20 protein-coding genes and 5 tRNA genes are annotated in these 25,207 nt (G+C 70.6%); 16 read left to right on the forward strand and 9 right to left on the reverse strand.

All coding sequences use genetic code 11. The features are described 5' to 3' along the window. Nucleotides 1–40 precede the first annotated feature (40 nt). Both adh and I5071_RS42270 read right to left on the reverse strand, forming a co-directional pair. Complete coding sequence (gene adh / locus I5071_RS42265; RefSeq protein WP_236519078.1) at nt 41–1,561, reverse strand: aldehyde dehydrogenase; 1,521 nt, start codon at nt 1,559–1,561, stop codon at nt 41–43. A 131-nt stretch (nt 1,562–1,692) separates the two neighbouring features. Further along, nucleotides 1,693–3,657: a sigma-54-dependent Fis family transcriptional regulator gene (locus I5071_RS42270; protein WP_236519079.1), complete on the reverse strand. Its 1,965-nt coding sequence runs from the start codon at nt 3,655–3,657 to the stop codon at nt 1,693–1,695. A gap of 193 nt (nt 3,658–3,850) precedes the next feature. Here I5071_RS42270 and I5071_RS42275 point away from each other — a divergent pair, with 193 nt between their 5' ends. Then, a complete protein-coding gene (locus tag I5071_RS42275; RefSeq protein WP_236519080.1) occupies nt 3,851–4,771 on the forward strand; it encodes a M48 family metallopeptidase in 921 nt (306 codons plus the stop codon). Then, nucleotides 4,768–6,540 (forward strand): dynamin family protein, encoded by a 1,773-nt coding sequence (locus I5071_RS42280; protein ID WP_236519081.1) that lies wholly within the window; start codon nt 4,768–4,770, stop codon nt 6,538–6,540. Before I5071_RS42275 ends, I5071_RS42280 begins: the two co-directional genes overlap by 4 nt. A gap of 217 nt (nt 6,541–6,757) precedes the next feature. Here the strand turns inward: I5071_RS42280 and I5071_RS42285 are convergent, their stop codons facing one another. After that, complete coding sequence (locus I5071_RS42285) at nt 6,758–7,693, reverse strand: LysR family transcriptional regulator (RefSeq protein WP_236519082.1); 936 nt, start codon at nt 7,691–7,693, stop codon at nt 6,758–6,760. Between the two features lie 57 nt (nt 7,694–7,750). Here I5071_RS42285 and I5071_RS42290 point away from each other — a divergent pair, with 57 nt between their 5' ends. Together I5071_RS42290 and I5071_RS42295 are read left to right on the forward strand one after the other, a co-directional pair. Further along, nucleotides 7,751–9,565, forward strand: coding sequence for an alpha/beta fold hydrolase (locus tag I5071_RS42290; RefSeq protein WP_236519083.1), 1,815 nt, complete (start codon nt 7,751–7,753; stop codon nt 9,563–9,565). Nucleotides 9,566–9,601: 36 nt separating this feature from the next. Next, nucleotides 9,602–10,360 (forward strand): MerR family transcriptional regulator, encoded by a 759-nt coding sequence (locus tag I5071_RS42295; protein WP_236519084.1) that lies wholly within the window; start codon nt 9,602–9,604, stop codon nt 10,358–10,360. 2 nt (nt 10,361–10,362) lie between these two features. On the opposite strand, the gene I5071_RS42300 is transcribed toward I5071_RS42295, so the two are convergent. Beyond that, nucleotides 10,363–10,773, reverse strand: coding sequence for a group II truncated hemoglobin (locus I5071_RS42300; protein ID WP_236519085.1), 411 nt, complete (start codon nt 10,771–10,773; stop codon nt 10,363–10,365). Between the two features lie 45 nt (nt 10,774–10,818). Between I5071_RS42300 and I5071_RS42305 the strand changes: the two genes are divergently transcribed. From I5071_RS42305 to I5071_RS42360, 12 genes are all read left to right on the forward strand, one after another. Continuing rightward, complete coding sequence (locus I5071_RS42305) at nt 10,819–11,271, forward strand: hypothetical protein (RefSeq protein ID WP_236519086.1); 453 nt, start codon at nt 10,819–10,821, stop codon at nt 11,269–11,271. Between the two features lie 471 nt (nt 11,272–11,742). Further along, a tRNA-Phe gene (locus I5071_RS42310) sits at nt 11,743–11,813 on the forward strand. A gap of 181 nt (nt 11,814–11,994) precedes the next feature. Then, a tRNA-Arg gene (locus I5071_RS42315) sits at nt 11,995–12,068 on the forward strand. Between the two features lie 36 nt (nt 12,069–12,104). Continuing rightward, nucleotides 12,105–12,191 (forward strand) — tRNA-Leu (locus I5071_RS42320). Between the two features lie 47 nt (nt 12,192–12,238). Continuing rightward, nucleotides 12,239–12,312, forward strand: a tRNA-Leu gene (locus I5071_RS42325). Between the two features lie 20 nt (nt 12,313–12,332). Further along, a complete protein-coding gene (locus tag I5071_RS42330; protein WP_053237030.1) occupies nt 12,333–12,863 on the forward strand; it encodes an HNH endonuclease in 531 nt (176 codons plus the stop codon). A gap of 358 nt (nt 12,864–13,221) precedes the next feature. Next, on the forward strand, nt 13,222–14,793 hold the full coding sequence (locus I5071_RS42335) for an RNA-binding protein (RefSeq protein WP_236519087.1): 1,572 nt from the start codon (nt 13,222–13,224) through the stop codon (nt 14,791–14,793). 247 nt (nt 14,794–15,040) lie between these two features. Beyond that, nucleotides 15,041–15,117 (forward strand) — tRNA-Glu (locus I5071_RS42340). Between the two features lie 268 nt (nt 15,118–15,385). After that, nucleotides 15,386–16,051 (forward strand): AraC family transcriptional regulator, encoded by a 666-nt coding sequence (locus I5071_RS42345; protein ID WP_236519088.1) that lies wholly within the window; start codon nt 15,386–15,388, stop codon nt 16,049–16,051. 65 nt (nt 16,052–16,116) lie between these two features. Next, nucleotides 16,117–17,250: an epoxide hydrolase family protein gene (locus tag I5071_RS42350; protein WP_236519089.1), complete on the forward strand. Its 1,134-nt coding sequence runs from the start codon at nt 16,117–16,119 to the stop codon at nt 17,248–17,250. A gap of 82 nt (nt 17,251–17,332) precedes the next feature. Further along, entirely contained in the window at nt 17,333–18,010 is a 678-nt protein-coding gene (locus I5071_RS42355) for a MotA/TolQ/ExbB proton channel family protein (RefSeq protein ID WP_236519090.1), read from the forward strand. A gap of 171 nt (nt 18,011–18,181) precedes the next feature. Continuing rightward, nucleotides 18,182–18,907 carry a type 1 glutamine amidotransferase domain-containing protein gene (locus tag I5071_RS42360; RefSeq protein WP_236519091.1) on the forward strand — a complete coding sequence of 242 codons (726 nt, stop codon included), beginning with the start codon at nt 18,182–18,184 and terminating at the stop codon, nt 18,905–18,907. A gap of 232 nt (nt 18,908–19,139) precedes the next feature. Here the strand turns inward: I5071_RS42360 and I5071_RS42365 are convergent, their stop codons facing one another. The 5 genes from I5071_RS42365 to I5071_RS42390 all read right to left on the reverse strand — a co-directional run bounded on the left by I5071_RS42365 (nt 19,140) and on the right by I5071_RS42390 (nt 25,199). After that, nucleotides 19,140–19,388, reverse strand: coding sequence for a hypothetical protein (locus I5071_RS42365; protein WP_236519092.1), 249 nt, complete (start codon nt 19,386–19,388; stop codon nt 19,140–19,142). Nucleotides 19,389–19,485: 97 nt separating this feature from the next. Further along, nucleotides 19,486–21,546, reverse strand: coding sequence for a serine/threonine-protein kinase (locus I5071_RS42370; protein ID WP_236519093.1), 2,061 nt, complete (start codon nt 21,544–21,546; stop codon nt 19,486–19,488). Then, nucleotides 21,546–22,553: an exopolysaccharide biosynthesis polyprenyl glycosylphosphotransferase gene (locus tag I5071_RS46915; protein WP_329611117.1), complete on the reverse strand. Its 1,008-nt coding sequence runs from the start codon at nt 22,551–22,553 to the stop codon at nt 21,546–21,548. The genes I5071_RS42370 and I5071_RS46915 overlap by 1 nt, the downstream gene beginning before the upstream one ends. A 778-nt stretch (nt 22,554–23,331) precedes the next feature. Further along, nucleotides 23,332–24,747 (reverse strand): GAF domain-containing protein, encoded by a 1,416-nt coding sequence (locus tag I5071_RS42385; RefSeq protein WP_236519094.1) that lies wholly within the window; start codon nt 24,745–24,747, stop codon nt 23,332–23,334. Next, nucleotides 24,744–25,199 (reverse strand): pyridoxamine 5'-phosphate oxidase family protein, encoded by a 456-nt coding sequence (locus tag I5071_RS42390; RefSeq protein WP_236519095.1) that lies wholly within the window; start codon nt 25,197–25,199, stop codon nt 24,744–24,746. Before I5071_RS42390 ends, I5071_RS42385 begins: the two co-directional genes overlap by 4 nt. Between the last annotated feature and the right edge of the window lie 8 nt (nt 25,200–25,207).

The following is a 25,207-nucleotide window of genomic DNA, read 5'->3' on the forward strand; positions in this document are numbered from 1 at the left end:
ATTCGTGCGCGCCACGCACGAATCGAGACGCCGTGATCGATCAGAAGAAGCCCAGCTTCTTCGGCGAGTAGCTGACCAGCAGGTTCTTCGTCTGCTGGTAGTGGTCGAGCATCATCTTGTGGGTCTCGCGACCCGTGCCCGACTGCTTGTAGCCACCGAACGCCGCGTGCGCGGGGTACGCGTGGTAGCAGTTGGTCCACACGCGGCCCGCTTCGATCGCGCGGCCCGCGCGGTACGCAGTGTTCCCGTCGCGCGTCCACACGCCCGCGCCGAGCCCGTAGGGCGTGTCGTTCGCGATCGAGATCGCGTGGTCGAAGTCGCGGAACTTCGCCGTCGACACCACGGGCCCGAAGATCTCCTCCTGGAACACGCGCATCTTGTTGTCGCCCGCGAAGATCGTCGGCTCGACGTAGTAGCCGCCCGCGAGCTCGCCACCGAGATCGGCGCGGCGTCCGCCGGTGAGCACCTTCGCGCCCTCCTGCCGCCCGATCTCGATGTACGAGAGGATCTTCTCGAGCTGCTCGTGCGACGCCTGGGCGCCGATCATCGTCGTCGGGTCGAGCGGGTGCCCGAGCTTCACGGCCTGGGTGCGCTCGACCGCACGATCCATGAACGCGCCGTAGATCGACTCGTGCACCAGCGCGCGCGACGGGCAGGTGCAGACCTCGCCCTGGTTCAGCGCGAACATCGTGAAGCCCTCGAGCGCCTTGTCCGCGAAGTCGTCGTCGCTCGCGAGCACGTCCGCGAAGAAGATGTTCGGCGACTTGCCGCCCAGCTCGAGCGTGACCGGGATCAGGTTCTGCGCGGCGTAGCCGAGGATCAGCCGACCGGTCGTGGTCTCGCCGGTGAACGCGACCTTCGCGACCCGCGGGCTCGACGCGAGCGGCTTGCCCGCCTCGATGCCGAACCCGTTCACGACGTTGAGCACGCCGGGCGGCAGCAGATCCGCGATGAGCTTCGTCATCACGAGGATGCTCGCGGGCGTCTGCTCCGCGGGCTTGAGGATCACGCAGTTGCCCGCGGCGAGCGCCGGCGCGAGCTTCCACGCGGCCATGAGCAGCGGGAAGTTCCACGGGATGATCTGCGCGACCACGCCGAGCGGCTCGTGGAAGTGGTACGCGACCGTGTCCTCGTCGAGCTCCGCGAGCGAGCCCTCCTGCGCGCGCAGGCAGCCCGCGAAGTAGCGGAAGTGATCGATGGTGAGCGGCAGATCCGCGGCGAGCGTCTCGCGGATCGGCTTGCCGTTGTCCCAGGTCTCCGCGACCGCGAGCATCTCGAGGTTCGCCTCGAGCCGGTCCGCGATCTTCAGCAGGATGTTCGCGCGCTCCTGCACCGGCGTCCGGCCCCAGCGCGCCTTCGCACGATGCGCGGCGTCGAGCGCGAGCTCGACGTCCTCGACGCTCGAGCGCGGGATCTCGCAGAACGCGCGGCCGTTCACCGGGCTCGGGTTCTCGAAGTACTGGCCGCGCTTGGGCGCGACCCACTCGCCTCCGATGTAGTTGGCGTAGCGCGACTCGAACGCGACCTTCGCGCCCGGCGTGTTCGGCGTGGCGTAGATCATGACGTCGTCTTCCCCTGTTCCGCGCGCGACGTGCGCGTCTTCCGGGGAGCGATGCTCAGCAGGGCTCGTGCCTCGCGAATTCACGAAGAAAACGCGATCGTTGGAGCTCCAACTGTCTCGTTCCGAGACGATCAGTCGGACGACGATCGTCCGAGATCGCGACGACGCTTCTTCGCCTTGGTCGCGAGCCCGTACTTGTCGAGCATCCGGTAGAGCGTGCTGCGCGCGACACCGAGCCGGCGCGCGGTCTCGCTGAGGTTGCCGCGTGCCTCCTCGAGCGCGCGCTCCACCGCGCGCGCCGCGGACTGCGCGAGCGTCCCACCCGCCTCGAGCGAGAGCTCGAGATCGAGCGGCACGTCCTCGTCCTCCAGCTCGATCGTCTGGGCCGCGGGCAGCGGGATCGGCAGGTGATCGGGCTCGATCACGCCGCCATCCGCCAGCACCACGCCGTGCGCGATCGCGTTGCGCAGCTCGCGCACGTTGCCCGGCCAGTCGTGGGCCGCGAGGGCCTCGAGCGCCGCCTCGCCGAGCACCGGCACCTCGCGTCCCTCCTCACGCGCGACCCGCACCACGAGCGCCTTCGCGAGCAGCCGCACGTCGGTCCGCGCGCGCAGCACCGGCAGCGAGAGCTCGACGCCGCGGAGGCGATAGTAGAGATCGCGCCGGAACGCGCCCGACGTGACCGCCTGGTCGAGCTCGCGGCAGGTCGCGGCGACCACCCGGAAGTCGGCGTGTCGCGTCGTGTGCTCGCCGACGCGCTGGTACCCGCCGTCCTCGAGCACGCGCAGCAGCGCGGTCTGCAGCGCAGGCGGCATCTCGCCGACCTCGTCGAGGAAGAGCGTCCCGCCCGCGGCCTCCGCGAGCTTGCCGCCGCTGCCCGAAGGACGTGCGCCGGTGAACGCGCCGGGCGCGTACCCGAAGAGCTCGCTCTCGAGCAGCGCGGGCGAGAGCGCGCCGCAATTCACCGCGACGAAGGGCCCACGCGCGCGATCGCTCGCGGCGTGGATCGCACGCGCGAGCAGCTCCTTGCCGGTGCCGGTCTCGGCGACGATCAGCACCGGCAGCTTGCTCTTCGCGAAGCGCGCCGCGCGCTCGCGCGTCGCGATCAGCGCGGGATCGTCGCCCACCAGCGCGTCGAACGCGCCCGGCGTCTCTTCACGCTTCGGCGCCGGCAACGCGGGCAGCGCGAACGCGAGCAGCGCGAGCGCACGTCCCGCCGGGTCGAGCACCGGCTCCACCTCGATCCGCAGCGCGCCCCGCGCCACCCGCACGTCGAGCCCGCCGCCCCGCTCGAGCGCGCTCCACTCCGCGCCGAGCACGCGCGACGCGCTCGCGCCGACGCGCGCTCCGAGCACGGTCCGCGCCTTCTCGTTGTGCGCGCGCACCGCGCCCGGTCGCTCGATCAGCACCGCGGGCACGTCGCAGCGCGCGAGCGCGCGCTCGATCGCGCGCATCGCCGCGGGCGAGAGCGCATCGAACGCGTGATCGCGCAGCCCGGCCTCGATCGCGCGGGCCGCGGCGATCGCGGCGAGCCCCGCCATCGGGCTCGCCGCGCGCAGGTGCCCGGTCAGATCGAGCACGCCGATCGCCTCGCCCATCGCGTCGCGGATCGGCGCCGCATAACAGACGAGCTCGTGGTTCGTCCGCTCGAGGTGCGCGCGCCCGAGCACCGCGACCGGGGTCCGCTCGACCAGCGCAGTGCCGATCGCGTTCGTGCCGCGCGCATCCTCGTGCCACCGGGCGCCCTCGATCAGGCGCACACGATCCGCCTCCGCCAGGAACCCACCGCCTCCGCGACGACCGAGCACGATCGCATCGGGATCGGTCACCAGCGCGACGAACCCCTGCGACGCGAGCTCGCGCTCGAGCCCCTCGAGGACCTGCTCCGCATCGGGCCACGCTGCGCCGAACCGCTCGCGACGCCGCCGCACGTCGCGCGCCGCGACCACGACCGGCTCCGCGCTCCCCTCGGGCCGCACCCCGAGCCCGATCGCGCGCGCCCACCGCGCGAGCACCGCATGGCCCGCGCTCGCGCCGCGATCACCTCCGAGGAAACGCTCCCACGCCCGCGGCTCCGGCTCCTCGAGGACGAGCATCGGATCACTCTAGAGCCATTCCAGCTCGCACGGCGAACCGCCCCTTCGCCGGAGGGGGAAGAGCCTGCGCGCGCGCGTGGTTGGACCGAGCACCAGAATTGCTGTGGCCCTGACAGGGCCCTACGATGGCGGAGACGAGAGGCCGTGCTGTTCGCGCGGTGATCTCCGCCGACGATAAGGAGTGGGAGGGCGCATGAGCGAGGAGTTCCGCTTCGATCGCTACGTGGAGTCCCGCAAGAGCGGCGCCTTCGGTCGGGACGAAGCCGCGCGTTACGCATACTCGGCCGACGTCGCGATGTTGCGCAGCTTCCAGCGCATCCGCCCGGTCGAGCTCGCGGCCGCCGCGGTGGTGCGCACCGGAAAGGAGATGGTGCGCGGCCAGCTCCTCGGTCAGGCGGTGAAGGTCGGACCGCGCCAGTTCGTGCGGCTGCAGAAGATCGCCGAGCGCTGCGCGCAGACGCTGAGCGTCCCGACCCCGCAGATGTACGTGGTGAACAGCCCCGTCGTGAACGCGTTCACGTTCGGCACCGACGAGGAGTCGTTCATCGTGCTGCACTCCGCGCTCGTCGACGCGCTCGACGACAAGGAGCTGGAGTTCGTGATCGGCCACGAGACCGGTCACATCCAGAACAAGCACGTCGTCTACGGCACCGCGCTCACGATCCTCACGCAGGGGTTCGGCATGTTCCTCGGCCCGCTGATCGAGCCCGCGCTGATCGCGCTGCGCTCGTGGTACCGGCGCGCGGAGATCACGTGCGACCGCGCGGGCCTGCTCTGCAGCAGCGATCTCGATGCCGGGGTCTCGAGCTTCATGAAGCTCGCGATCGGCAGCCGTCGCCTCTACGAGGAGATGGACGTGGAGTCGTATCTCGCGCAGCTCGAGGAAGGGCAGACGTCGATCGGCCGCTTCAGCGAGTTCTTCGCGACGCATCCGTTCCTGCCCAAGCGCATCCAGGCGCTGCGCACGTTCGCGGACAGCCAGCTGTACCGCCAGCACGTGGGCCAGGACGGCGGCATCTCGATCGAGGAGGTCGACGAGCGCACCAGCCGTATCATCGCGATCGTCGGGAAGGACGAGCCGCAGGCAGGCGGCACCGGAGGGAGCGCACAGTGAGCGAGCAGACCGATTACCAGGGCAAGCGTCAGGACGTCCTCTCCTGTCTGCGCGAGGTCGCGATCCTCGCGGAGGACGCGGGCGCGGCCTCGCTCGCGAAGAAGCTGCGCGACGATCGCATCCCGCGGCTCGAGGAGGAGAAGTTCCACCTCGTCGTCCTCGGCGAGTTCAACCACGGCAAGACGACCTTCGTGAACGCGCTGCTCGGCGCGCCGGTGCTCCCGATGGGCGTCACCCCGACGACCGCGGTGATCCACCAGGTCGTGCACGGCGTGCGCGGCGCGAAGGCGGTCGCGGAGGACGGCAACGTCCGCGGCGTGTCGTTCGACGAGGTCGGCCAGTACGTCGTCGGCGGCAACGCCGTGACCGACGGAGTCCGTTATCTCGAGGTGAGCTATCCGTCGTCGCTCCTCGAGGGCGGCGTGGTGCTCGTCGACACTCCCGGCGTGAACGACCTCAACTCGACGCGCGCCGAGATCACGTACTCGTACGTGCCGCGCGCCGACGCGATCCTCTTCCTGCTCGATGCGGGTCAGATCTTGAAGGAGAGCGAGCGCAGCTTCCTCTCGAACAAGCTGCTCGCGCAGTCGCGCGACAAGGTGCTCTTCGTCATCAACAAGATCGATCTGCTCGACGAGGAAGAGAAGGAGCAGGCGCTCGCCTACGCGCGCACCCAGCTCGCGAAGCTGGTGCCCGAGCCGAAGGTCTACGCGATCAGCTCCGAGCAGGCGCTCGGCGGGGATCGCGAGGGCGCGGGGCTCAACCGGCTCGTCGCCGACCTGCAGCGCTTCCTCTCCGACGAGCGCGGCAAGGTGCTGCTCGACAACGCGCTCGACGAGGGCCTGCGCACCTCGCACACGCTCAAGCGCGGCATCGAGGTGCAGAAGCAGGCGCTCGCGATGGACCAGAACGAGCTCGAGCGGCGCCTCGCTGCGCTCGAGGGCGATCTCGCGTCGAGCGAGAAGGCGGTCGAGCGTCGCGAGCGGATCATCCGGGAGTCGCTCGCCGCGGTGAAGGCGCTGGTGCGCAAGGAGTGCGACGACTTCGGGCGTCGCTTCGCGGCCGCGCTCCCGCAGGAGATCGAGTCGAGCCGCGCCGAGGATCTGAAGCGTTATCTGCCGGGCTTCATGGAGGAGCGCTTCCGCTCGTTCGCGGATCGGCAGGGCAGCGAGATCCAGAAGCGCCTCGAGAAGGTCGCGGAGGACGCGATCGCGTTCGTCAGCGAAGAGGCGCGGGCGCGCGGCGAGAAGATCGCGGAGACGTTCGGCGGCGCACCCAACGTCGATCTCACGGTGAACACGCTCGCGTACGACGTCGGCGTGATCGCGCTCGGCGCGTTCGGCATCACGATGATGGCGCTCTCGAACGTGTTCGTCGGCGGCGCGATGGCGCTCGCGGCGCCGGTGCTCGCGTACGTGTTCCGCGAGCGCGCGGATCGCGATCTGAAGCGCCGCGCGACGGAGGAAGCGCCGCAGGCGGTGCTCAAGGCGTCGAGCGATCTCGCCGAGGCGTTCGAGAAGAGCATCGACGAGTTCGGCGACAAGCTCGTCGAGTTCGTGAAGAACGCGAACGAGGAGCTCACGCGCAGCATCGCCGAGGTGGTGCGCCACGCGCGCGAGGCGCGTCAGAAGGGCGAGGGCGAGATCGCGTCGCTCGAGTCGCAGACGGGCATGTCGATGGCGCGCCTGAGCTCGGTGCAGGGGAAGATGACGACCCTGCGCACGTCGCTCTGGGCGAACGGCTCTGGCGCATCGCCGCCCGCCCAGTGAACCACGCTCGGTTCTCCACCGGGAAGGACGCGGCGCGATACGGGGCCTGATCGTCACCCGCTGGCTGCGCGCAGTGCTCACCTACCGAAGTAGGCTCCGCGCTGTGCTCGCCACCGGGTGCCGCTGAGGCCCCGTCTCCCGCCGCGCGCCGAACGCGCGGCCGTCGTGCCGTGCCCGTTTCATCCCGGTGGGCACCGAGTGAGAGAAGAAGCCCGGCTCAGCCGGGCTTCTTCGTTTGCAGGAGCCCGCCCTCGCCGAAGAGCGAGCGCAGCCAGAGCGACGCGCCGTCGTCGTCGTGGAGGCGCGGCCAGTACGCGACGATCTCGACCTGCGGCAGATCGATCGGGGGCTTCATCACGCGCACCCCGAACGTCTCTCGCGCGTGCTCGGCGATGTTGCGCGCGACGGTGCACACGAGGTCGGTCGACGCGACGAGGAGCGGCGCCGACGAGAAGTGCGGCACGCGCAGCGCGACGTTGCGCCGGAGGCCGCGCTCGCGCAGCGCGCGATCCACGACGCCCTCGGCCCGTCCCTCGAGGCTGATCAAGAGGTGATCGAGCTCGACGAAGCGCGCGAGCGTGAGCGTGCGCCCGATGCGCGGATGATCGCGCCGCGCGATCACGTCGAAGGGCTCGTGGTGCACGGTGCTCCGGCTGATCCCGGTGCTCGGGAACGACGACGACGCCGAGCCGAGCGCGAGATCGACCTCGCCCGCGCGCAGACGCGCCGGCGTTTCCGCGCCGAAGCGCTCGATCACCAGCCGCACGCGCGGCGCGTCGCGCGCGAGCTGCGCGAGCATCCGCCGCAGCGTGGTGATCTCGAAGTAGTCGAACGTCGCGATGGTGAAGCTGCGCTCCGCGGTGCGCGGATCGAAGGCGGTGGGCGGCGTGACCACGTCGCGCAGATCGCGCAGCAGCGCCGGGAGCTTCGCGGCGAGGCGCGCACCGTGCGGCGTGGTCGTCATCACGCGGCCCGCGGGGACGAGCAGCGGATCGCCGAGCAGCTCGCGCAGCTTCGCGAGCGAGTGGCTCATCGCCGACTGGCTGACGCCGGCGCGTCGCGCAGCCTTGCTCACGCTGCGCTCCTCGAGCAGCGCGGCGAGCACCGGGAGCAGGTTGAGGTTGAGGGCGCCGAGCTCTGCAGGTGCGCTCATGGTTGGTATGAGATCTATGAATCAGCGCTCATGCGCGCTCCAGCCCACGCTGCGCGCATGGACGATTCATTCGACACGTTCGTGACCGGAGGCAGTGGGTTCATCGGGCGCTGGCTGCTCCCGGAGCTCACGCGGCGCGGGCGCCGCGTGGTCGCGCTGGTGCGTCGCGCCCGGGAGCGCGAGGCGGAGCTGCGCGCGTTCGTGAGCGCGCACGGCGGGGACGCGAGCCTCCTGCGCTGCGTGGAGGGCGATCTGACGCGCGACGGGCTCGGGCTCGACGTCGCGCTCGAGGGCGTGCGCGACGTGTACCACCTCGGCGCGGCGTTCGAGTTCGGGATGGACCCGGAGCGCGCCCGCGCGGTCAACGTGGACGGCACGCTGCGGGTCGCCCGCTGGGCCGCGGAGCGCGTGCACCTGCGGCGTCTGGTGCACCTCGGTGGGTATCGCGCGACGCGCATGCCTTCGTGGCTGCGCGAAGCGCAGATCCCGCTCTCGTCGCACCATCGCGCGCGCCTCTATCGCGAGCACGGCGCGTACGAGGCGTCGAAGCTCGAGTCGCAGCTCGAGGTCGTCGCGTTCGCGGCGCGGCGTGGGATCCCGCTCACGATCGTCAGCCCCTCGACCGTCATCGGCGACTCGCGCACCGGCGAGACCATCCAGGTCACCGGGCTCGGCGAGATGATCGGGCGGATGGTCGCGGGTGAGCTCCCCGCGCTCGCCGGCACCGCGCGCACCAACGTGCCGGTGGTCGCGGTCGATCACGTCGCGGCGATGCTCGCGACCGCGCCCGAGCGCGCCGCGACGATCGGTCAGGAGCTCTGCGTGCTCGATGCGCGCACGCCTCCGCTGCCCGAGCTCGTGCGCCGGATCGGCGATCACCTCGGCGTGCCCGCGCCGACGCGCGTGCTCTCTCCTGCGTTGTTGCGCGCGCTGCCGCGCTCGCTCACCGGCGTCGATCCCGAGACGCTCACCTTCCTCAGCGAAGACGACTACGACACCCGCTCGGCGGAAGAGCACGCGCGCGCGGTCGGGATCGAGATGCCCGATCTCGACACGACGCTGCGACGATGGGCGACGTACCTGACCACCACGCGCTTCGGCGCATGCGCGCCATCGGCGCCCGCCGAGATCCGCGAGGTCGCGGGCAGCCGCACGTTCGTCGTCGGGCGCCCGGAGAGCGCGGGCACGCTCTTCCTGCACGGCCTGCCGTGGGACTCCGAGAGCTGGCGCGACGTGGCGATGCGCACGCCGGGCTCGAGCGCGCGCGTGGATCTGCCGGGCCTCGGTCGATCGTCGCCCGCGCGCGTCGACGACGTCGCGTGGCTCGACGCGCTCCTCGTCGATCGAACGAAGCCGATCGTGCTGGTGGGCCACTCGCTCGGTGCCGGGCTCGCGCTGCGGTTCGCGGCGCGATGGCCCCAGCGGGTCTCGCGCCTCGTGCTCGTCTCGCCCGCGTTCCTGCAGCGGCGCGCGCCGGCGACGCTGCGATGCGCCGCGCTCACCTCGCGCGTGCTGCGATCGATGCGCCTCGAGACCGCGCAGCGACGTCTCCTCGGCGAGGGCGACGTGCACCCCGCGGTCGCGAGCGCGCACGCGCACCTGCGGCGGCCCGGCGTCGCGTCGCGCATCGCACGCGCGCTCGCGGGCGCGTCGACCCTCGAGACCCGCGCCGAGCTGCGCCGTCTCGTCGAGACGATCACGGTGCCGGTCACGATCGTGCACGGCGATCAGGACCCCCTCGAGGTGCACCCCTCGTGCGAGATCGTGACGGTCGCGGGAGCGGGCCACGCGCTCCAGGTCACGCACCCCGAGGCGGTGAGCGCGGTCCTCCGTGACCACGATCTCGCGCCTGTGGCCTTGCACCTGACGTGACGTCAGGACGCAGAGTGTCCGTCGTCGAGGCGAGTGATGGCGGACGACACGAAGAGCTGGAAGGTGGGTGACCTCGCGCGCGCGACCGGGATCTCGGTGCGCACGCTGCATTGGTACGAGAAGGTCGGTCTGCTCCGTCCCGCGCGCCGCACGCGCGCAGGGCACCGCGTGTACGGCGAGCGCGAGCTGCTGCGCATCCAGCAGATCCTCTCGCTGCGCGCGGTCGGCATGTCCCTCGACGAGATCCGCGCGCTCCTCGCGCGTCGCGATGCTTCGCCCCTCGACGCGATCGAGCGGCACCTCGCGCGCGCGAAGGAGCTCATCGCCGAGCAGCAGCGGCTCGTGGTGCGCCTCGAGCGCGTCGCGCTCGCGCTGCGCGCGGGATCGAAGGTGTCCGCGGAGGACTTGCTCCGCACCATCGAGGAGACGGTGATGTTCGAGAAGTACTACGACGAAGAGCAGCGGAAGCGCATCGAGGAGCGACGCGTCGAGGTCGGCGACGAGCGCATCCGCGAGGTCGAGCAGGAGTGGCCGCGCCTGATCGCGGAAGCGAAGCAGGCGATGGAGGACGGAGTCGATCCCGCCGACCCGCGCATGCAGTCGATCGCGACGCGCTGGATGGCGCTGGTGCGCGAGTTCACCGGCGGTGATCGGGGCATCCACCAGTCGCTCGGTCGCATGTGGAAGAGCGAGCCCGCGCTCGCGCAGCGCAGCGGGATCGACGCCGCGCTCTTCGAGCACGTGGGACGCGCGATCCGCATCGCGAACGGCGGGAAGGAGTGGACTGGCGAGTGATCTCAGCCGGGCGTGTTGCGCAGGAAGTCCGCGACCTCGGCGAACCGTCGATCGAGGAAGTCGCGGAGCTCGCCGTCCACGCCCGTCGCGTCCATCGCGCGCGACATCGAGCGCAGCCACGCATCGCGCATCGCGACGTCGACGGGCGCGCGCGCGTGGCGCATGCGGAGGCGCGGATGCCCGTGCGTCGGCGAGTAGGCGCGCGGGCCGCCGAGCCACTCGATCAGGAAGGCAGCGAAGCGATCGCGCGGGCCGCGCGCGACGCGCCCTTCGGCGTCGAGCTCGTGCAGGCGCGCGAGCGCGGGCTCGTCACGATCCATCGCGTCGTAGAAGGCCTCGGCGAGCGCGCGGACGCGCGCTTCGCCACCGAGCCGATCGAACGGCGTGTCGCTCTCGGAGGGGACCCAGGTCACGGGGCCAACGTACCCCCCGACGCGCGGCGCGCACGTGCCCTCGCGATGTTCGGATTGAGTGCGTCAGCTCGACGAACAGAAAAAGATCGAGCGCCAAAACTTTTTCGTTTGACACTCGTCGAAGGCCCACGTACAACCGACCGCATCATGGTGAGGCACCGGAACATCTCGCGCTCGAGCGCGCGCTTGCAGGGAAGCCTGCAAGGCGTGTCGTTCGCCCGCGGGCTCGTGCAGATGCACGAGGTCCACGGTGTCGGCTCGATCGAACGCATCTCGATCGAAGGCGTCGAGAGCTGGCGTGCGGTGCACGGCGGTGCGACCCCGGCCGGTCTCTCCACGGGCGTCTCCTTCCCGTGCCCGAGCGATTCGCTCGGCACGATCCTGCCGAGCGGCGTCGATCGCGCGGCGGGATACCCGCAGAACGGGCTCGGCGGCGCGAAGCCTGCCCCGCTCTTCCTGCGCGCCTCGGGCCTGCGTTGCCTGGAGGCCCACACCTAGGCGTTTCTTCTCGCGCACTCCGTGTGCCCGCGAAGGCCGCCTGGGATCTCCCCGGCGGCCTTCGTCGTTCCGTCGCGCGCTGCGACCGCCACCGGGATCGTTCTCGTTCCGCCTCTCGTCGTGCCCTCGGTGCGACGTGAGCCCTTCGGAGATCCCCGTGCGCTTGCGTTCTCTCGCACCCCGGCCGCGCCCGCGCGCCCTGCCAGCTCGCCCGTTCGACCCGCGCCCCGGCGCGACGATGCGGCGCTGGCTCCGCGCCGCGCGCCTCCGTGGTTCGAAGAACAATCGTCGAATCGACGTATGAATCATCGCGTTCAAACGCGATAGTTTCCGAATTCAAACGTCATTCATGGATCGACGCGTGGCTCCCGCGCGTCGAGACGCACCGGTCCGTCCGGTGCGGTTCGTTGACAACCGAAGACGAAGCCGTAGGCGCCGAGCAGACCACCATCCGCTCGGCGCCATCGAAGTGCCCTGGCAGCTCGAAGGTCGAGCGTCCGCGTGAAGAGCGGAAGGTGGAGGTTCGATCCCTCCCTGGGGCATCGCGCGATGCGATCGACGCATCGCGTACGGCGACACGCGCGTGGGCCGGATGCAGCCGGGTCTCCCACACTCCGGCGATCCCTCGCCGGCCTTCACGCGAGTCGCCACGGACTGACGGGGCCGGATGCCGCCGGGCTACGCACCCTCTGGCGAATCCTCGCCGGCCCTCTTTCGTGTTCTGCTCTCGAGGCCCGAATGGAGCGGGCGCCGGGCTGCGAAGCCGGAGGTTGGAGGTTCGAGTCCTCCCGAGAGCGTTTCGCGCTCGTCACCACGTTGCCAGGACGAGCTCGGCCCGGATGGTGGAAACAGCAGACACACCGGTGTGAGGCGCCGGGGCCCGATCGAGGGCGATGCAGGTGCGAGTCCTGCTCCGGGCATCCCTCCTGCTAGGAGGGTGAAATCAGACACAATCCAGAGAAGACATGCGGACGTAGCCCAAACGGCAGAGGCAGCGGGTTCAGGTATCGCCGAGTGCAAGTTCGAGTCTTGCCGTCCGCAACATCCCCCGAGGTGTTCCCATGCAGACGCTCGTCTTGACGCACACATACCAACCGCATCGCGTCGTCTCCTGGCAGAAGGCGATCACGATGCTCTTCGACGGCAAGGTCGAGGTGCTCTCGGAGTACGACGAGGACATCCGCTCGGTGAGCATCACCGTGAAGATGCCCGCGGTCGTGCGCCTCGTGCGTCACGTCCGCCACGCGAAGCGCGGTGTGAAGTTCAGCCGCGCGAACGTGCTCGCGCGCGACGGATTCGCCTGCCAGTACTGTGGCCGGAATGCCCCGCCGCGTGAGCTGACGTTCGACCACGTCGTGCCGCGCTCGCAGGGCGGCCGCACGAGCTGGGAGAACATCGTCACCGCGTGCGCGCGCTGCAACACGCGCAAGGGTGGTCGCACGCCCGAGCAGGCGGGCATGGCGCTCCGTCATCCGCCGGTGCGTCCGAAGGAGCTCCCCATGCTGTTCGTGCGTCTCGACTTCGGTCGTGGCGTGCCCGAGGCGTGGAAGAGCTGGATGTGGTGGCAGTCGGAGCTGAGCGAGAGCGCATGATCGAGCGCTCGAGCGACTGACCACCTCGAAATCCGATCGTGATGGGGCCCGCGTCGATGCCAATCGGCGCGGGCCTTCGTCTGCCGTGTGAACGCATCCGGGATGCGACTCCGCTGTCGACGGAGTGAGCAGGGTTCGACTCCCTCACATGGCGCTGATCCACGAACGAGTCGGGGCGACCGTGTTCGCTCGTAGTCCCCCACTGCCGAGCTCCTCTCGGTCGATCTCCCCGACTCACCTACGTCACAGGCTGCAGAGCCGAAGGGCCTCCAAAACCCGGTGGACCTGGTGCAACTCCAGGGTGGCGTGTCACGCGCGCGAATCATCGCGCGAGGAGAAGAAGGTGAGGTGATGAGCCATGGTCAACACGACGCTCTTCCGCACGTACTCGGGCGCGCGCCTTCCGGGCACCGACACGATCAACGAGGCCGGTGGCAACGCGTACTCGTTCTCCGCGGAGCACGCGCTCGCGCAGCTCGCGGTGACCGGGTGCCTGGGTGCGACGTACTACGCGACCGACGAGAATCAGCTCGAGCAGACACTCGCGCTCGCGACGAAGGTCGATCCCGTCTTCCTCGCGAAGACCGCGCTCTACGCGCGCCGCGAGGCGCACATGAAGGACATGCCCGCGCTCCTCGTCGCGGTGCTCTCGATGCGCGATCCGACGCTCTTCGCGAAGGTCTTCCCGCGTGTCGTCGACAACGCGCGCATGATCCGCACCTTCGTGCAGATCGTCCGCTCGGGCCGCATCGGCCGCAAATCGCTGGGCACGCGTCCCAAACGCGCGGTGCGTGGCTGGCTCGACGCGCAGGACGACGACGAGCTCTTCCGCGCGTCGATCGGTGAGCGCCCATCGCTCGCCGACGTCGTGAAGATGGTGCACCCCAAGCCGCTCACGGCGACGCGTCGCGCGCTCTACGCGTACTTGATCGGTCGCGCGTACGAGGCGAAGGACCTGCCTCCGCTCGTGCGCTCGTTCGAGCAGTACAAGACCGACGCGACGGGCGAGGTGCCCGACGTGCCCTACCAGCTGCTCACGTCGCTCCCGCTCGGCACCGCCGAGTGGGTGGAGATCGCGAAGCACGCGGGATGGCAGGTGACGCGCATGAACCTCGCGACGTTCGCGCGTCACGGGGTGTTCGGCGTGCCCGGGATGCCCGAGCTCATCGCGGAGCGCTTGCGTGATCGCGAGGCGATCGCGAAGGCGCGTGTGTTCCCGTATCAGCTCCTGATCGCGTACGTCGCGACGCGCGGCTCGGATCTGCCGCGCGTGGTGGTCGACGCGCTGCACGACGCGCTCGAGATGGCGATCGCGAACGTGCCGCGCTTCGAGGGGCGCGTCTGGGTGCTCCCCGACGTGTCGGGCTCCATGCAGTCGCCGGTGACCGGCGATCGCGGCGAGGGCCAGACCACCGCGGTGCGTTGCGTCGACGTGGCGGCGTTGATCGCCGCGTCGTTCCTCCGCACTGCGACGCACGCGCGCGTGCTCCCGTTCGACGATCGCCTGCGCGACGTCGTGCTCGAGCCGCGCGACACCGTGCTGACCAACGCGACGAAGCTCGCGGCGGTCGGCGGCGGCGGCACCTCGGTGTCGCTGCCTCTCGCGCATCTCGACGAGAAGCGCGAGCACGCGGATCTCGTGGTGTACGTCTCCGACAACCAGTCCTGGGTCGATGCGTCCGCGCGCGGCCAGGCGTCGGCGACGATGACCGAGTGGGCGAAGCTCAAGGCGCGCTGCCCGCGCGCCAAGCTCGTCTGCATCGATCTCCAGCCCTACGCGCACACGCAGGCGCCCGATCGCGACGACGTGCTCAACGTCGGAGGTTTCTCCGACCGCGTGTTCGACGTGATCGCCGCCTTCGCGCAGGCGCGGGGCGAGGGGGCAGGCTGGGTCGACGTGATCCAGCGCCTGGAGATCGAGACCGCGTGAGCGAGGGAAGAGCTGCCCCGCCTGGGCCTCCGAGAGACGGAGAAGGGCGGGGCAGCTTCGCGCCCCAATCGATTCCGGGCCGAATGCCGCACGAGAGTACAGGGCTCTCGTTTGCACTTGAATGGTCGGCCCTTTGTTTCTCTGCGGGTGACCCGGCGAGTGCCGGATCTCGGGCGCCATCCGAGACCCCGGGGGTGCGACTCCCCCCATCCGCTCTTCGCGCACGGCTTCGTCTTTCGACTCACACGCTGGTGGAGATCCCGTCGGGATGGGATCGCTCGATTCTCAGTCGAGAGGCCGCGGGTTCGACTCCCGTCATCAGCACTCGCTTCGCTCGCGCGGCTGACGCTCGTCGCGTCGCTGCACTCCGTCCAGCTCGCGCTGGACTCCGTGCAGCTCCTAACGACTCCCGTCATCAGCACTCGCTTCGCTCGCGCTGCTGACGCTCGTCGCGTCGCTGCACTCCGTCCAGCTCGCGCTGGACTCCGTGCAGCTCCTAACGACTCCCGTCATCAGCACTCGCTTCGCTCCCGCTGCCGACGCTCGTCGTCGGCGTGCTAGGTCTGGTCGTGTCGTCACGAGGGGTCCTCGAGTGAGCGCGCGGCGCGAGGTTCGTCCCTCGGACTCGCCGTTCGTCGAGCGCGTGACGCGCGTGACGTACGACGCCGCGGTCCGTGAGCTGTCCACACCCGACGGCACCTGGGACCTCGTCGTGCTCGAGCGCGAAGGGCGCACCCTCGTGCTGCAGACCGGGCTGATCACGCGGCCCGTCGAGCTCGAGAACGACGCGGGCGACGCCTATCTCGCGATCTCGTTCAAGCCCGGCGTGTTCCTGGCGAAGCAACCCGGCGTGAAGACGGTCGACCGCGGCATCGTGCAGCCGATCGTCTCGCCGCGCGCGTTCTCGATGGACGGCGAGACGCTCGAGATCCCGACGTTCGACAACGCCGAGGACCTCGTCGCTCGCCTCGCGCGGCGGGGTCTGCTCGCACGCGACGAGCTCGTCGCCGACGCGGCGCGCGGCGACGTGCGCGCGATCGGGACGCGCACGCTGCAGCGCCACTTCGTGCACGCGCTCGGCATCACGCCGAAGCAGCTCGCGCAGATCCAGCGCGCCTGCCGCGCGGTCGAGCTGCTCGAGCGCGGCGTCGCGCCCGCCGCGGTCGCGATCGAGATGGGCTACTCCGATCAGCCGCACATGACGCGCGCGCTGAAGGCCCTGGTCGGTCGCACCCCCGGGCAGATCCGCGCCCGCTGACCGTCGCCGGTCGATTGTCGCATTCCTTCAAGAGGGCTCGGAGGGGCGGTGCTTCACTGACCCTCATGAAGATCACGCCCTTCCGAATCGACGTCAGCCAGACCGTTCTCGACGACCTCCGCGATCGGCTCGCGCGCACCCGCTTCCCCGAGTCGCCCGAGGGCTGGAGCGCCGGCACCGACTCGGCGTTCATGAAGCGCCTCACCAAGCACTGGCTCGAGGCGTACGACTGGCGACGTCACGAGTCCGCGCTCAACGCGCATCCGCAATTCGTCGCCGACGTGAACGGCACGCCGATCCACTTCGTGCACGTGCGCGGCCGCGGTCCGAATCCCACGCCGCTGCTGCTCATCCACGCGTTCCCCGACTCGTTCCATCGCTTCGTCGGCGCGATCGGCCCGCTCACCGATCCCGCGGCGCACGGGGGCGACCCCGCGCTCTCGTTCGACGTGATCATCCCCTCGCTGCCCGGGTTCGGCTTCTCGGGGCACACCGCGATGTCGGTCGACGCGACCGCCGACACGCTCGCCGCGCTCATGAAGGGCCTCGGCTACGAGCGCTATCTCGCGGGCGGCGGCGACGGGCCGATCCCGATGGCGATGTCGCATCGCCACGCCGAGTCGGTCGCCGGCATCTACTGCGTCGACGTCGGCTATCCCGACGGCAACACCGACTTCGCGAGCCTCGGCCCCGAAGAGCGCGAGTTCGCGCAGTGGATCCACGCGTGGTGGATGCGCGAGGGCGCGTTCAACATGATCCAGTCGACGAAGCCGAGCAGCCTCGCGTTCGCGCTGAACGACTCGCCGGTGGGCCTCGCTGCGTGGCTGATGATCCTCTTCGCGAGCGGCGCGGAGGATCGCGTCGAAGAGCGCTTCACGCTCGACTCGCTGATCACGAACGCGATGATCTACTGGGTCAGCGGCACCATCGGCTCGGCGATGCGCAGCTATCTCGAGAGCGCGCGCGCGATGTACGCGAGCCCCGCCGCGCCTCCGCGAGGTCGGAGCGACGTGCCCGCGGCAGTTGCGCGGATGCCGCTCGACGCGCCGCTCCCGCGTGCCTGGGCCGAGCGCCGCGTGAACCTCGTGCAGTTCACCGAGATGGCGCGCGGCGGGCACCACTCGTCGTGGGAGGTCCCCGACCTCTTCGCGAAGGACCTCCGCGACTTCCTCGTCACGTTGCGCCGCCGGTCGCGCTGACGCCTCAGGACCGCCGCCCATCACGCGGCGGAGCGTGCGGCTGCGGGAACTTTCGGGCGCGATCCGTGGTCCGAGGCGCGACGTGCGATGGCTCGCGCATCATTTCGAGGAGGGCGGGTGGGGCATGTACCCGCTCGTCGCGTGCCTCGCCGTCGCGCTGCTGATCACCATCGAGCGCGCGTGCGCGTTGCTGCGTGCACGTCCCGATGCAGACGCGCTGCTCGACGCGCTGCGCGCGTGCTTGCGAGTGGGTGACGTGACGGGTGCGATCGCGATCTGCGAGCGCAATCGCGGCCCGCTCGCGCGCATCGCGCTCGCCGGTCTGCGCGAGTCGCTGCAGTCGGTGCCGCGCATCGAGGCGGCGCTCGCCGCGCGATGGATGCTCGAGATCCAACCGCTCGCGCGACGGCTCGGATACCTGCAGCTGATCGTGCAGATCGCGACCCTCTTCGGCCTGCTCGGCACCACCACCGGGCTCTTCGCTGGCTACGGTTTTGCGAATGCCGATGCGGGCTCGCGCGCGACGATGCTGGCGCGAGGGATCTCGGAGTCCCTCAACTGCACCGCGGGCGGGCTCTTCGTCTCGATGTTCGCGCTGCTCGCGCTCTGCTTGCTCGAGGGTCGCGCCCGCGCGATGCGCGAGGAGCTCGAAGAGGGCGCGCTCGCGATCCGCAACATGCTGATCGATCATCGCGAGCACCTGCGATGGAACGGCGCGCGAGCCCCGCTCGACCGTCCGACGTATCGTACGGCGCGGTGACACGACGGCTGGGCCGCGAGCGACGCGCGCCGCTGAGCTCGGTGCTCGCGCGCGATCGTCGGCCACGCGGTCGCGGCACCGCGAGGGCGATTGCCTCGCATCGCGATTGCGCCGCCGCGCGATCCGCGCGGCGCGTCGGTTGCGTCGTCGCGTCGCACGGAGGACCGAGCGATGCACACGAGGCTGCGGGGAAAGAAGATCGCGGTGCTCGCCGCGGATGGATTCGAGTACGTCGAGCTCAGCATTCCCGAGAAGGCGCTGCGCCTCGCGGGCGCCGAGGTGGAGATCGTCTCGCTCCACCCCGGGCGCATCCGCGGCATGAACCTGAGCGCGCCGACCAAGACGGTGCGCGTCGATCGCACCATCGACGAGGTGAGCGTCGACGAGTACGACGCGCTCTTCGTTCCCGGCGGGTTCATCGGGCCCGACCTGCTGCGCCAGAGCGGCCCGGCGCGCCGCTTCGTCGCCGCGTTCGACGCCGCGCAGAAGCCGATCGCGACGCTCTGTCATGGGCCGTGGATGCTCGCGTCGGCAGGCATCGCGCGCGGGCGCACCGTCGCGTCGTGGCCTGGCGTGCGCGACGACCTCGTGCACGCCGGCGCGACCTGGCGCGACGAGCCCGTCGTTCGCGATCGCAACTGGGTCACGAGCCGGAGCCCGGCGGACCTCAAGCAGCTCGTGCCCGCGATGATCGCGCTCTTCGCCGACACCGCGCTGCACACCGAAGAAGCGACCGCGCAGCGGCTGCAGACCGGCTCGTCGCCGGCGCACGAGTCGCCGCCGCCGATGGCGGTCGCCGCCGCGCGCATGGTGCCGGGACCGTCGGTCCGCACGATCGCCGCGGCCGCCGCGGTCGCCGCCGTGAGCGCGCTCGCGCTGCGCGCGGCGAGCGTGTGATCGATCAACCTCGCGCGGCGTGGGCGAGGCTCTCGAGCTCGTGCTCGCGCTCGTCGAGCACCATCGAGCGCAGCAGATCCGCGACGCTGGTGAATCCGTCGATGCCCGCGGGCTCGTGCTCGAGCTCGGGGTGCGCATCGAGGAAGCGCAGGTACTCGCGCTCCGCGCGATCCTCGAGCTCGGCATTCAGGTGATGGCTCCACGCGGGCCTCCGCCAGCACGGCGCGCGTGGTCATCCGTGGGCCACGATCACCAGGACCGCGTAGACGATCGAGACCGCGACGAAGCCGCGCGCGAGATCGCGCTCTCCGGCGCGCCACGACGCGAGCGCGGCGAGCGGCGGCACGATCGCGAGGACCGGATGCATCTCGCTGGCGCGCGCGCGACGTACCGCGACGCTCATCATCGCGGCCCACAGCACGATCAGGCTCGCGAGCGAGAGAGTCAGTCCGAGATACACGAGCATCGCAGTCGTGATCATCACGACTCGCGCACTGCATCGTGTGTTCCAGGCGCGAGGCGCTGGGCGCCGGCCATCCGCGCGGCGTGGCCGACTGCCACGCACGCGTCGTCACCGCTCACTCGGTCGCGGCGGCTCCGCTCGCGCGCTGCATCGGCAGCTCGAGGATCGCGCTGGCCCGCGGCGCGAGCTGCACCTCACGCACCGTGGGCTCGTATCCGTCGGCGACGATCGTGACGGTGTGCCGGCCCGGCGAGAGCCCCTCGACGCGCAGCGGGACCCGGCCGCGCGAGACTCCGTCGATCAGCACCGCACCGCTGGTCACCGGCGCGGTGCGCACCTCGATCGACGACGTCGCCGCGCCCGCGAGCCACCAGTACGTCGCGCCCGCGCCCACGATGAGCATGAAGAACGCCGCGATCGCGAAGAAGATCACGTCGCTGCGACGGCGCCGCGGCGCGCCCCCTTCCGCGATGATGCGGCGCCGCGTCGTAGGATCGCGCCGGCCGTCCGACGCGCGGTGCGGGCCGGTCGGCTCGCGCGATGCGGCCTGCTGCGCCTTCTTGTGCGCGGGATCGGTCTTGCCCGTCGGGAGCAGCGCGCGGATGACCTGCGAGTTGATCTCCGCGGGATCGAGCGAGAGGTGCTCGGGATCGATCGGGATCGTCGAGAGCGCCTTCTCGTGCGAGTCGGGATCGCGCATCGTCGTGCGCAGCTCGTCCGCGACCATCACGCTCGGCTCGCTCTCGCTGCCGGGCGGCGGCGAGGTCGCCGGGCCCTTCTCCGCGGTGGAGGCCGGGCTCGGGTCCGTGTCGCGCCCGGCCTCGCGCTCCTTGGGCTTGCGATAGGGACCGAGCTCCGCGAGATCGGTGCGCGGCGGACGCCAGCTCTCCGCGGCCTGGGTGCGCCCGGGGCGGAACGTCGCCTTGAGCGGTCGCACGTGCGAGCCGCTGCTCGGCTTCGGGTCCTCGGCGCCGTCGCGCTGGAAGAACACCTCGTAGGGTCCGACCGGGCGCACTTCGATCTCGAGCTTCGCGAGCGGCGAGCCCTCGAAGATCTGCGTCTCGGCGTCCTCGTCGTCGTCGAAGAGATCGTGCGCGCCGATCTCGAGGCGCGTGCTCGAGTTGGTGCGCTTGCGCTTCGCCTCGGGCTGCACGCTCGGACGGCGCCCGATCAGATCGAGCACGTCGAGCCGCGCCTTCTCCTCCGCCATCTCGTCGCGGAAGATGCCGCGCAGCCACGTCGTCAGCGTGAAGCGCTCGTAGCCCGGCGCCGCCTCCGCGAGGAAGAGCGTGAGCGCCTTCTGCATCTCGTGCGCGCTCGCATAGCGATCGTCGGCGCGCTTGCTCAGCGAGCGCATCACGATCTCGACGAGCTTCGCGGGCGTGCCGGGCGCGGCTTCCTCGAGCGGCGGCACCTCGGCCTCGCGCACCAGCTCCATCGCCTCGAAGTTGTTGGCGCGCGAGAAGAGCGGGCGCCCGGTGAGCATCTCGTAGAGGCAGGTGCCCGCGGCGAACTGATCGCTGCGCGCGTCCATCGGCGCGCCGCGCACCTGCTCCGGGCTCATGTAGCCGACCTTGCCCTTGAGCGTGCCGGCCTGGGTCTTGGTGCTGCGCGACGCGGCCTTCGCGATGCCGAAGTCGATCAGCTTCACCTTGCCGTCGAAGCTGACGAGCACGTTCTGCGGCGACACGTCGCGGTGCACGACGTTGAGCGGCTTGCCGTCCTTGCCCGTCGCGGTGTGCGCGAAGTGCAACGCCTCGCACATGCGCGCGCCGATGTACGCGATCGTCGTGGGCTCCATCGGCAGCGAGAGCTCGCGCACCCGCCGCAGGATGCCCAGCAGATCGCGGCCCCACACGAACTCCATCGCGATGTAGAGCGAGCTGCCGACCTTGCCGAGCTCGTGGATCTGCACGATCCCCGGGTGCTCGAGCTGGCCCGCGATGCGCGCCTCGTCGACGAACATGTGCAGGAACTCTTCGTCGTCGGAGAAGCGCGGCAGGAGGCGCTTGATCGCGAGCAGGTCCGACACGCCGTCGTCCTGCACCGTCTTGCCGAGCCACACCTCGGCCATGCCTCCCGTCGCGATCTTGTCGAGCAGCAGGTACTTGCCGAACGTGACCAGCTTCGACGCCTCGGCGTCGTCACGGGGTGCGCTGGTCGTCGGCGCGGACATCAGTACGCGTTCTCCCGCACCGCGGAGCCGAAGACCGTGCGCAGCACGATCTCGATGTCGAAGAGCAGGCTCCAGTGCTGGATGTAGTAGAGGTCGTGCTCGACGCGCGCGAGCATCTTGTCGAGCGTGTCCGTCTCGCCGCGCCAGCCGTTGACCTGGGCCCAGCCGGTGATGCCGGGCTTCACCTTGTGCCGCAGCATGTACTCGTCGATCAGCTTCTTGTAGTGCTCGTTGTGGGCGATCGCGTGGGGGCGCGGCCCGACGATCGACATGTCGCCCATCAGCACGTTGAGGAACTGCGGAAGCTCGTCGAGCGAGCTGCGGCGGAGGAACGCGCCGAGCTTCGTGACGCGCGCGTCGTTCTTCGTCGCCTGCGTGACCTTCGCGCCGTCCTCCGCGACCGTCATGCTGCGGAACTTGTAGACGAAGAACTCCTTGCCGTTGAGCCCGTAGCGGCGCTGCTTGAAGAGCGCCGGGCCCTTGCTCGTGAGCTTCACGCCGATCGCGCACGCGAGCATCACCGGCGCGCTCACCGCGAGAAACACCGCGCCGAGCACGATGTCCTCGACGCGCTTGAGCCGCTCGGCCCACGGACGATCGAAGGGCGAGCCGAGCAAGAGGCCGCGCATCGCCTGATCGTCGAGCGAGAGCGCGAGCGAGAGCGCCATCAGGTACGCGTCCTCGCTGAGGTCGTACGCGCCGTCGGCCTCGCACACGTGGCGCGCCATCGCGAGGAGCGCGCGCCGCTTGATCGGAGGGTCCGCCGAGTACGCGTGCACCGCGGACTCGAGGTCGAAGCGGCGCGCGTCGAAGTCGCGCAGCCGCTGCTCGAGATCGACTGGCAGCACGCGTGTGCCGAGCAGGTCGAGCAGACAACGTCGCACCGCGTCGCGCTCGCGATCGCAGAAGCGCGTGTCGGCGTGCACTGCGCCGAGCAGGATGTCGGCGACCGGATACAGCGAGGTCGCGTCGATCGCGGGAGGAGGCATGGTCGCCGGGGACGCCATCGGCCCACGGTTCTACCACGAGCGCGGCCCACACCTGCCCACGTTCCCGCGTGCCAAGCCATGGACGCAGGCGCGTCGGCGTGTGGCGCGGGGAGGAGGGTCCGGCGGGGCGGTACTCGCGGCTGCGGGACGAGAGGCAGTGAGCGTCGGGAAGCGGAGGGTCGTTCGCGGCGCGCGCGTTGCGCTGTGCCGCGAAGCGACCACGTCAGTCTCGTCGAGGTGTCTGCGAGCCCCGCTGCGTGGCCCCGCCGGACCCTCCTCCCCGCGCCCGATACCGCGTGTCTGCCGCCTGACTTGGTGAGGTGGTGGATGGCTCGCGACCGGTCCGCGCTTCGCCGCGGCCCGGACGCTCGCGAGTCGCACCGCGCTTCGCGCGTGTGCGCGCTGTCGCGCGGGAATTGGATGAGCGTGTGTGGTGTCGAGTGGCGAGCGTGCAGGGCTGTGGTCGCCGTCGTGCGAGCGTTCGATCGCCGTCGCGTGGGGTTCGATGGCCGTCGCGCGGGCTCTCGACCCCGACGATCCGGCCTTGCGACCCCGGGGGTCGGGGGCCGAAGCCCAGAAGTTGGCCTTTCGAGCCCAACTTCTGGGATCTGAAAAAACAATGCGAAAATGCCGCGAATTCGAACGGTTTCGCGTTGGCGCGCGATCGAAAATCGATCGATTTGCGTCAGATCGCGATCGAAAATCGATCGATCTGCGTCGAGTCGCGATCGAATCGATCGATCCGCGTCGGCTCGTGCGTGAATCGGATCGATCCGAGCTCACGCACGCGAGCTTCTCAGGCGGTCTCGCGCTCCACGAGCTCGACGGCGCACTCGAGCTCCAGCGCGAAGCGGCCGCGGCGCGTCGGGACGATGCGGACCTCGGGGCACTTCTGCTCGAGGCGCTTGCGCAGCAGGATGAGCCGGCTCTCGAGGTTGTCCTTGATCGCCGGCAGGCCGAGCCAGGGATCGAGGCGCAGCTCGCGGTTCGAGTACTCGGTGCGCCGCTCGCGTGCGTGCGCGTTGAGCAGCTTCCAGAGGATCTTCCCGGGCACGTTGCGGATGAGGTACTCGCCGTCGACGAACACCGCGTCGTCGTTCTTGTAGAAGCAGAAGACGCGGGTGCGATCCCCGCCGGGCAGCGAGATGCGGATGCGATCGGGATCGGGGCGGCGCGCGCTCGGGCTCTCGTCGTCCTCGTCGTCGTCCTCGTGCTCCGCGAGGTGGTCCATGCGGCTCGCGATCTGGTTCGCGAGGACCTGGAGGAAGGCCTCGTGCCACGGCTCGAACGCGGCGGGATCGCGGCTCTCGATCGCGAGCACGCCGAGCAGGCGATCCTCGACCAGCAGCGGCAGGCCGAGCTGGCTGCGCGCGTCGGGCAGGCCGGGGAGCGGGATCTCGGGGCGCACGCTCGCCTGCGAGGGCGCGCGGCGGGTCGCGTCGCGGATCGCGCGGCCGTAGCGCAGGCCCGCGTCGATGCCGGCGACCGCGAGCACGCGCCGCTCCTCGGCGACGGTGCCGACCAGGCCGTCGCCGATCGCGACCTCGGCGCCGATGCCGCCGTCGCCGTAGCCGTGGCTCGCGATCGTGACCAGGCGCTTGCCGCTGCCGTCGGGCACCAGGACCATCGTGTGGCCGAACCCGAAGAGCTCTTCGAGCGCGGCGAGCGTCGACGCGAGGAGCGCCTCGAGATCACACGCGCGGTTGATGCGCGCCGAGACGGTCTGCAGCGCGCGCAGCTCGCCCGCCGGGCCGGGGATCGCCATCGGCTCGTCGTGCTCGGAGGTCGGGGGCTCGGCGCCGACGAGGAAGTCGGCGAGCACCTCGATCTCGAGCACCTCGAACACGTCGGACGAGAGCAGCTTGAAGACGCCCTTCATCCCGGTGTGCGACGCGATCGCGTCGAGGCGCGCCGACATCGACTCGAAGAGCGCGCCCTCGCGCTCGCTGCGCAGGAAGCGCAGGCGCATCTGGTAGGCCTGCAGCGTGAGCGGGTCGACGATCTGCACGCACGCCAGCGGGCTCTGGTCGAGGTTGCGCCGCGTCTTGTTGAAGAACTGGCAGGAGAGCGCGACGTGGCGATCGTCGACGACCTGCACGTGGCTCACGTAGCTGACGTTGGGCAGGCCCCCGGCGTCGCAGGTCGCGATCGCGCCGGGCACGATGCCCTGGAAGCAGCGGGAGAGGCGGTCGAGCGGGATCGTGGGCTTCACGAGAGGCGCGCTCCCGCGGCGGGGCCGGGCGTCTGATCGAACACGTCGGTCACGTCGAGATCGATGGCGACGGCGGGCCAGGTCGCGACCCGCATCGTGACGCGGCGCGGGATGCCGACGACGTCGAGCGCGACCGCGAACGAGGCGCGATAGGCCTCGACGATCGCGCGCTCGTCGTCGCCCGCGTCGCGCACCGCGGTGGTCGTGCCCTTGAGCTGATAGGTGCGGTGATCGTGGGGCCGCGAGAACGTGAGCGCGATGCGCGGCTCGGTCGCGAGGTTCGCGACGGCGCGGGCACCGACCGAGCGCGGGACGTAGATCGTGATGCGCGCCGAGCCACGGACGACCACGCCGACGGCGCGCGTGCACTCGGGCATGCGCTGCGCGTCGCGGGTCGCGATCAACATCGAGGGACCGCTCTCGAGAACGTCGACGAGCTCGGCGGACAGCATCGTTTTCC

The sequence above is a fragment of the Sandaracinus amylolyticus genome, assembly GCF_021631985.1.
GTDB classification, from domain to species: Bacteria; Myxococcota_A; Polyangia; order Polyangiales; family Sandaracinaceae; genus Sandaracinus; species Sandaracinus amylolyticus_A.

Coding starts and splice junctions, on each gene's coding strand:
- I5071_RS42275 (WP_236519080.1), top strand. CDS start 3,851: ATGAGCGAGGAGTTCCGCTTCGATCGCTACGTGGAGTCCCGCAAGAGC.
- I5071_RS42285 (WP_236519082.1), bottom strand. CDS start 7,693: ATGAGCGCACCTGCAGAGCTCGGCGCCCTCAACCTCAACCTGCTCCCG.
- I5071_RS42290 (WP_236519083.1), top strand. CDS start 7,751: ATGGACGATTCATTCGACACGTTCGTGACCGGAGGCAGTGGGTTCATC.
- I5071_RS42390 (WP_236519095.1), bottom strand. CDS start 25,199: ATGCTGTCCGCCGAGCTCGTCGACGTTCTCGAGAGCGGTCCCTCGATG.
- I5071_RS42360 (WP_236519091.1), top strand. CDS start 18,182: ATGCACACGAGGCTGCGGGGAAAGAAGATCGCGGTGCTCGCCGCGGAT.
- I5071_RS42365 (WP_236519092.1), bottom strand. CDS start 19,388: ATGATCACGACTGCGATGCTCGTGTATCTCGGACTGACTCTCTCGCTC.
- I5071_RS42330 (WP_053237030.1), top strand. CDS start 12,333: ATGCAGACGCTCGTCTTGACGCACACATACCAACCGCATCGCGTCGTC.
- I5071_RS42370 (WP_236519093.1), bottom strand. CDS start 21,546: ATGTCCGCGCCGACGACCAGCGCACCCCGTGACGACGCCGAGGCGTCG.
- I5071_RS46915 (WP_329611117.1), bottom strand. CDS start 22,553: ATGGCGTCCCCGGCGACCATGCCTCCTCCCGCGATCGACGCGACCTCG.
- I5071_RS42305 (WP_236519086.1), top strand. CDS start 10,819: ATGTTCGGATTGAGTGCGTCAGCTCGACGAACAGAAAAAGATCGAGCG.
- I5071_RS42295 (WP_236519084.1), top strand. CDS start 9,602: ATGGCGGACGACACGAAGAGCTGGAAGGTGGGTGACCTCGCGCGCGCG.
- I5071_RS42270 (WP_236519079.1), bottom strand. CDS start 3,657: ATGCTCGTCCTCGAGGAGCCGGAGCCGCGGGCGTGGGAGCGTTTCCTC.
- I5071_RS42335 (WP_236519087.1), top strand. CDS start 13,222: ATGGTCAACACGACGCTCTTCCGCACGTACTCGGGCGCGCGCCTTCCG.
- adh (WP_236519078.1), bottom strand. CDS start 1,561: ATGATCTACGCCACGCCGAACACGCCGGGCGCGAAGGTCGCGTTCGAG.
- I5071_RS42350 (WP_236519089.1), top strand. CDS start 16,117: ATGAAGATCACGCCCTTCCGAATCGACGTCAGCCAGACCGTTCTCGAC.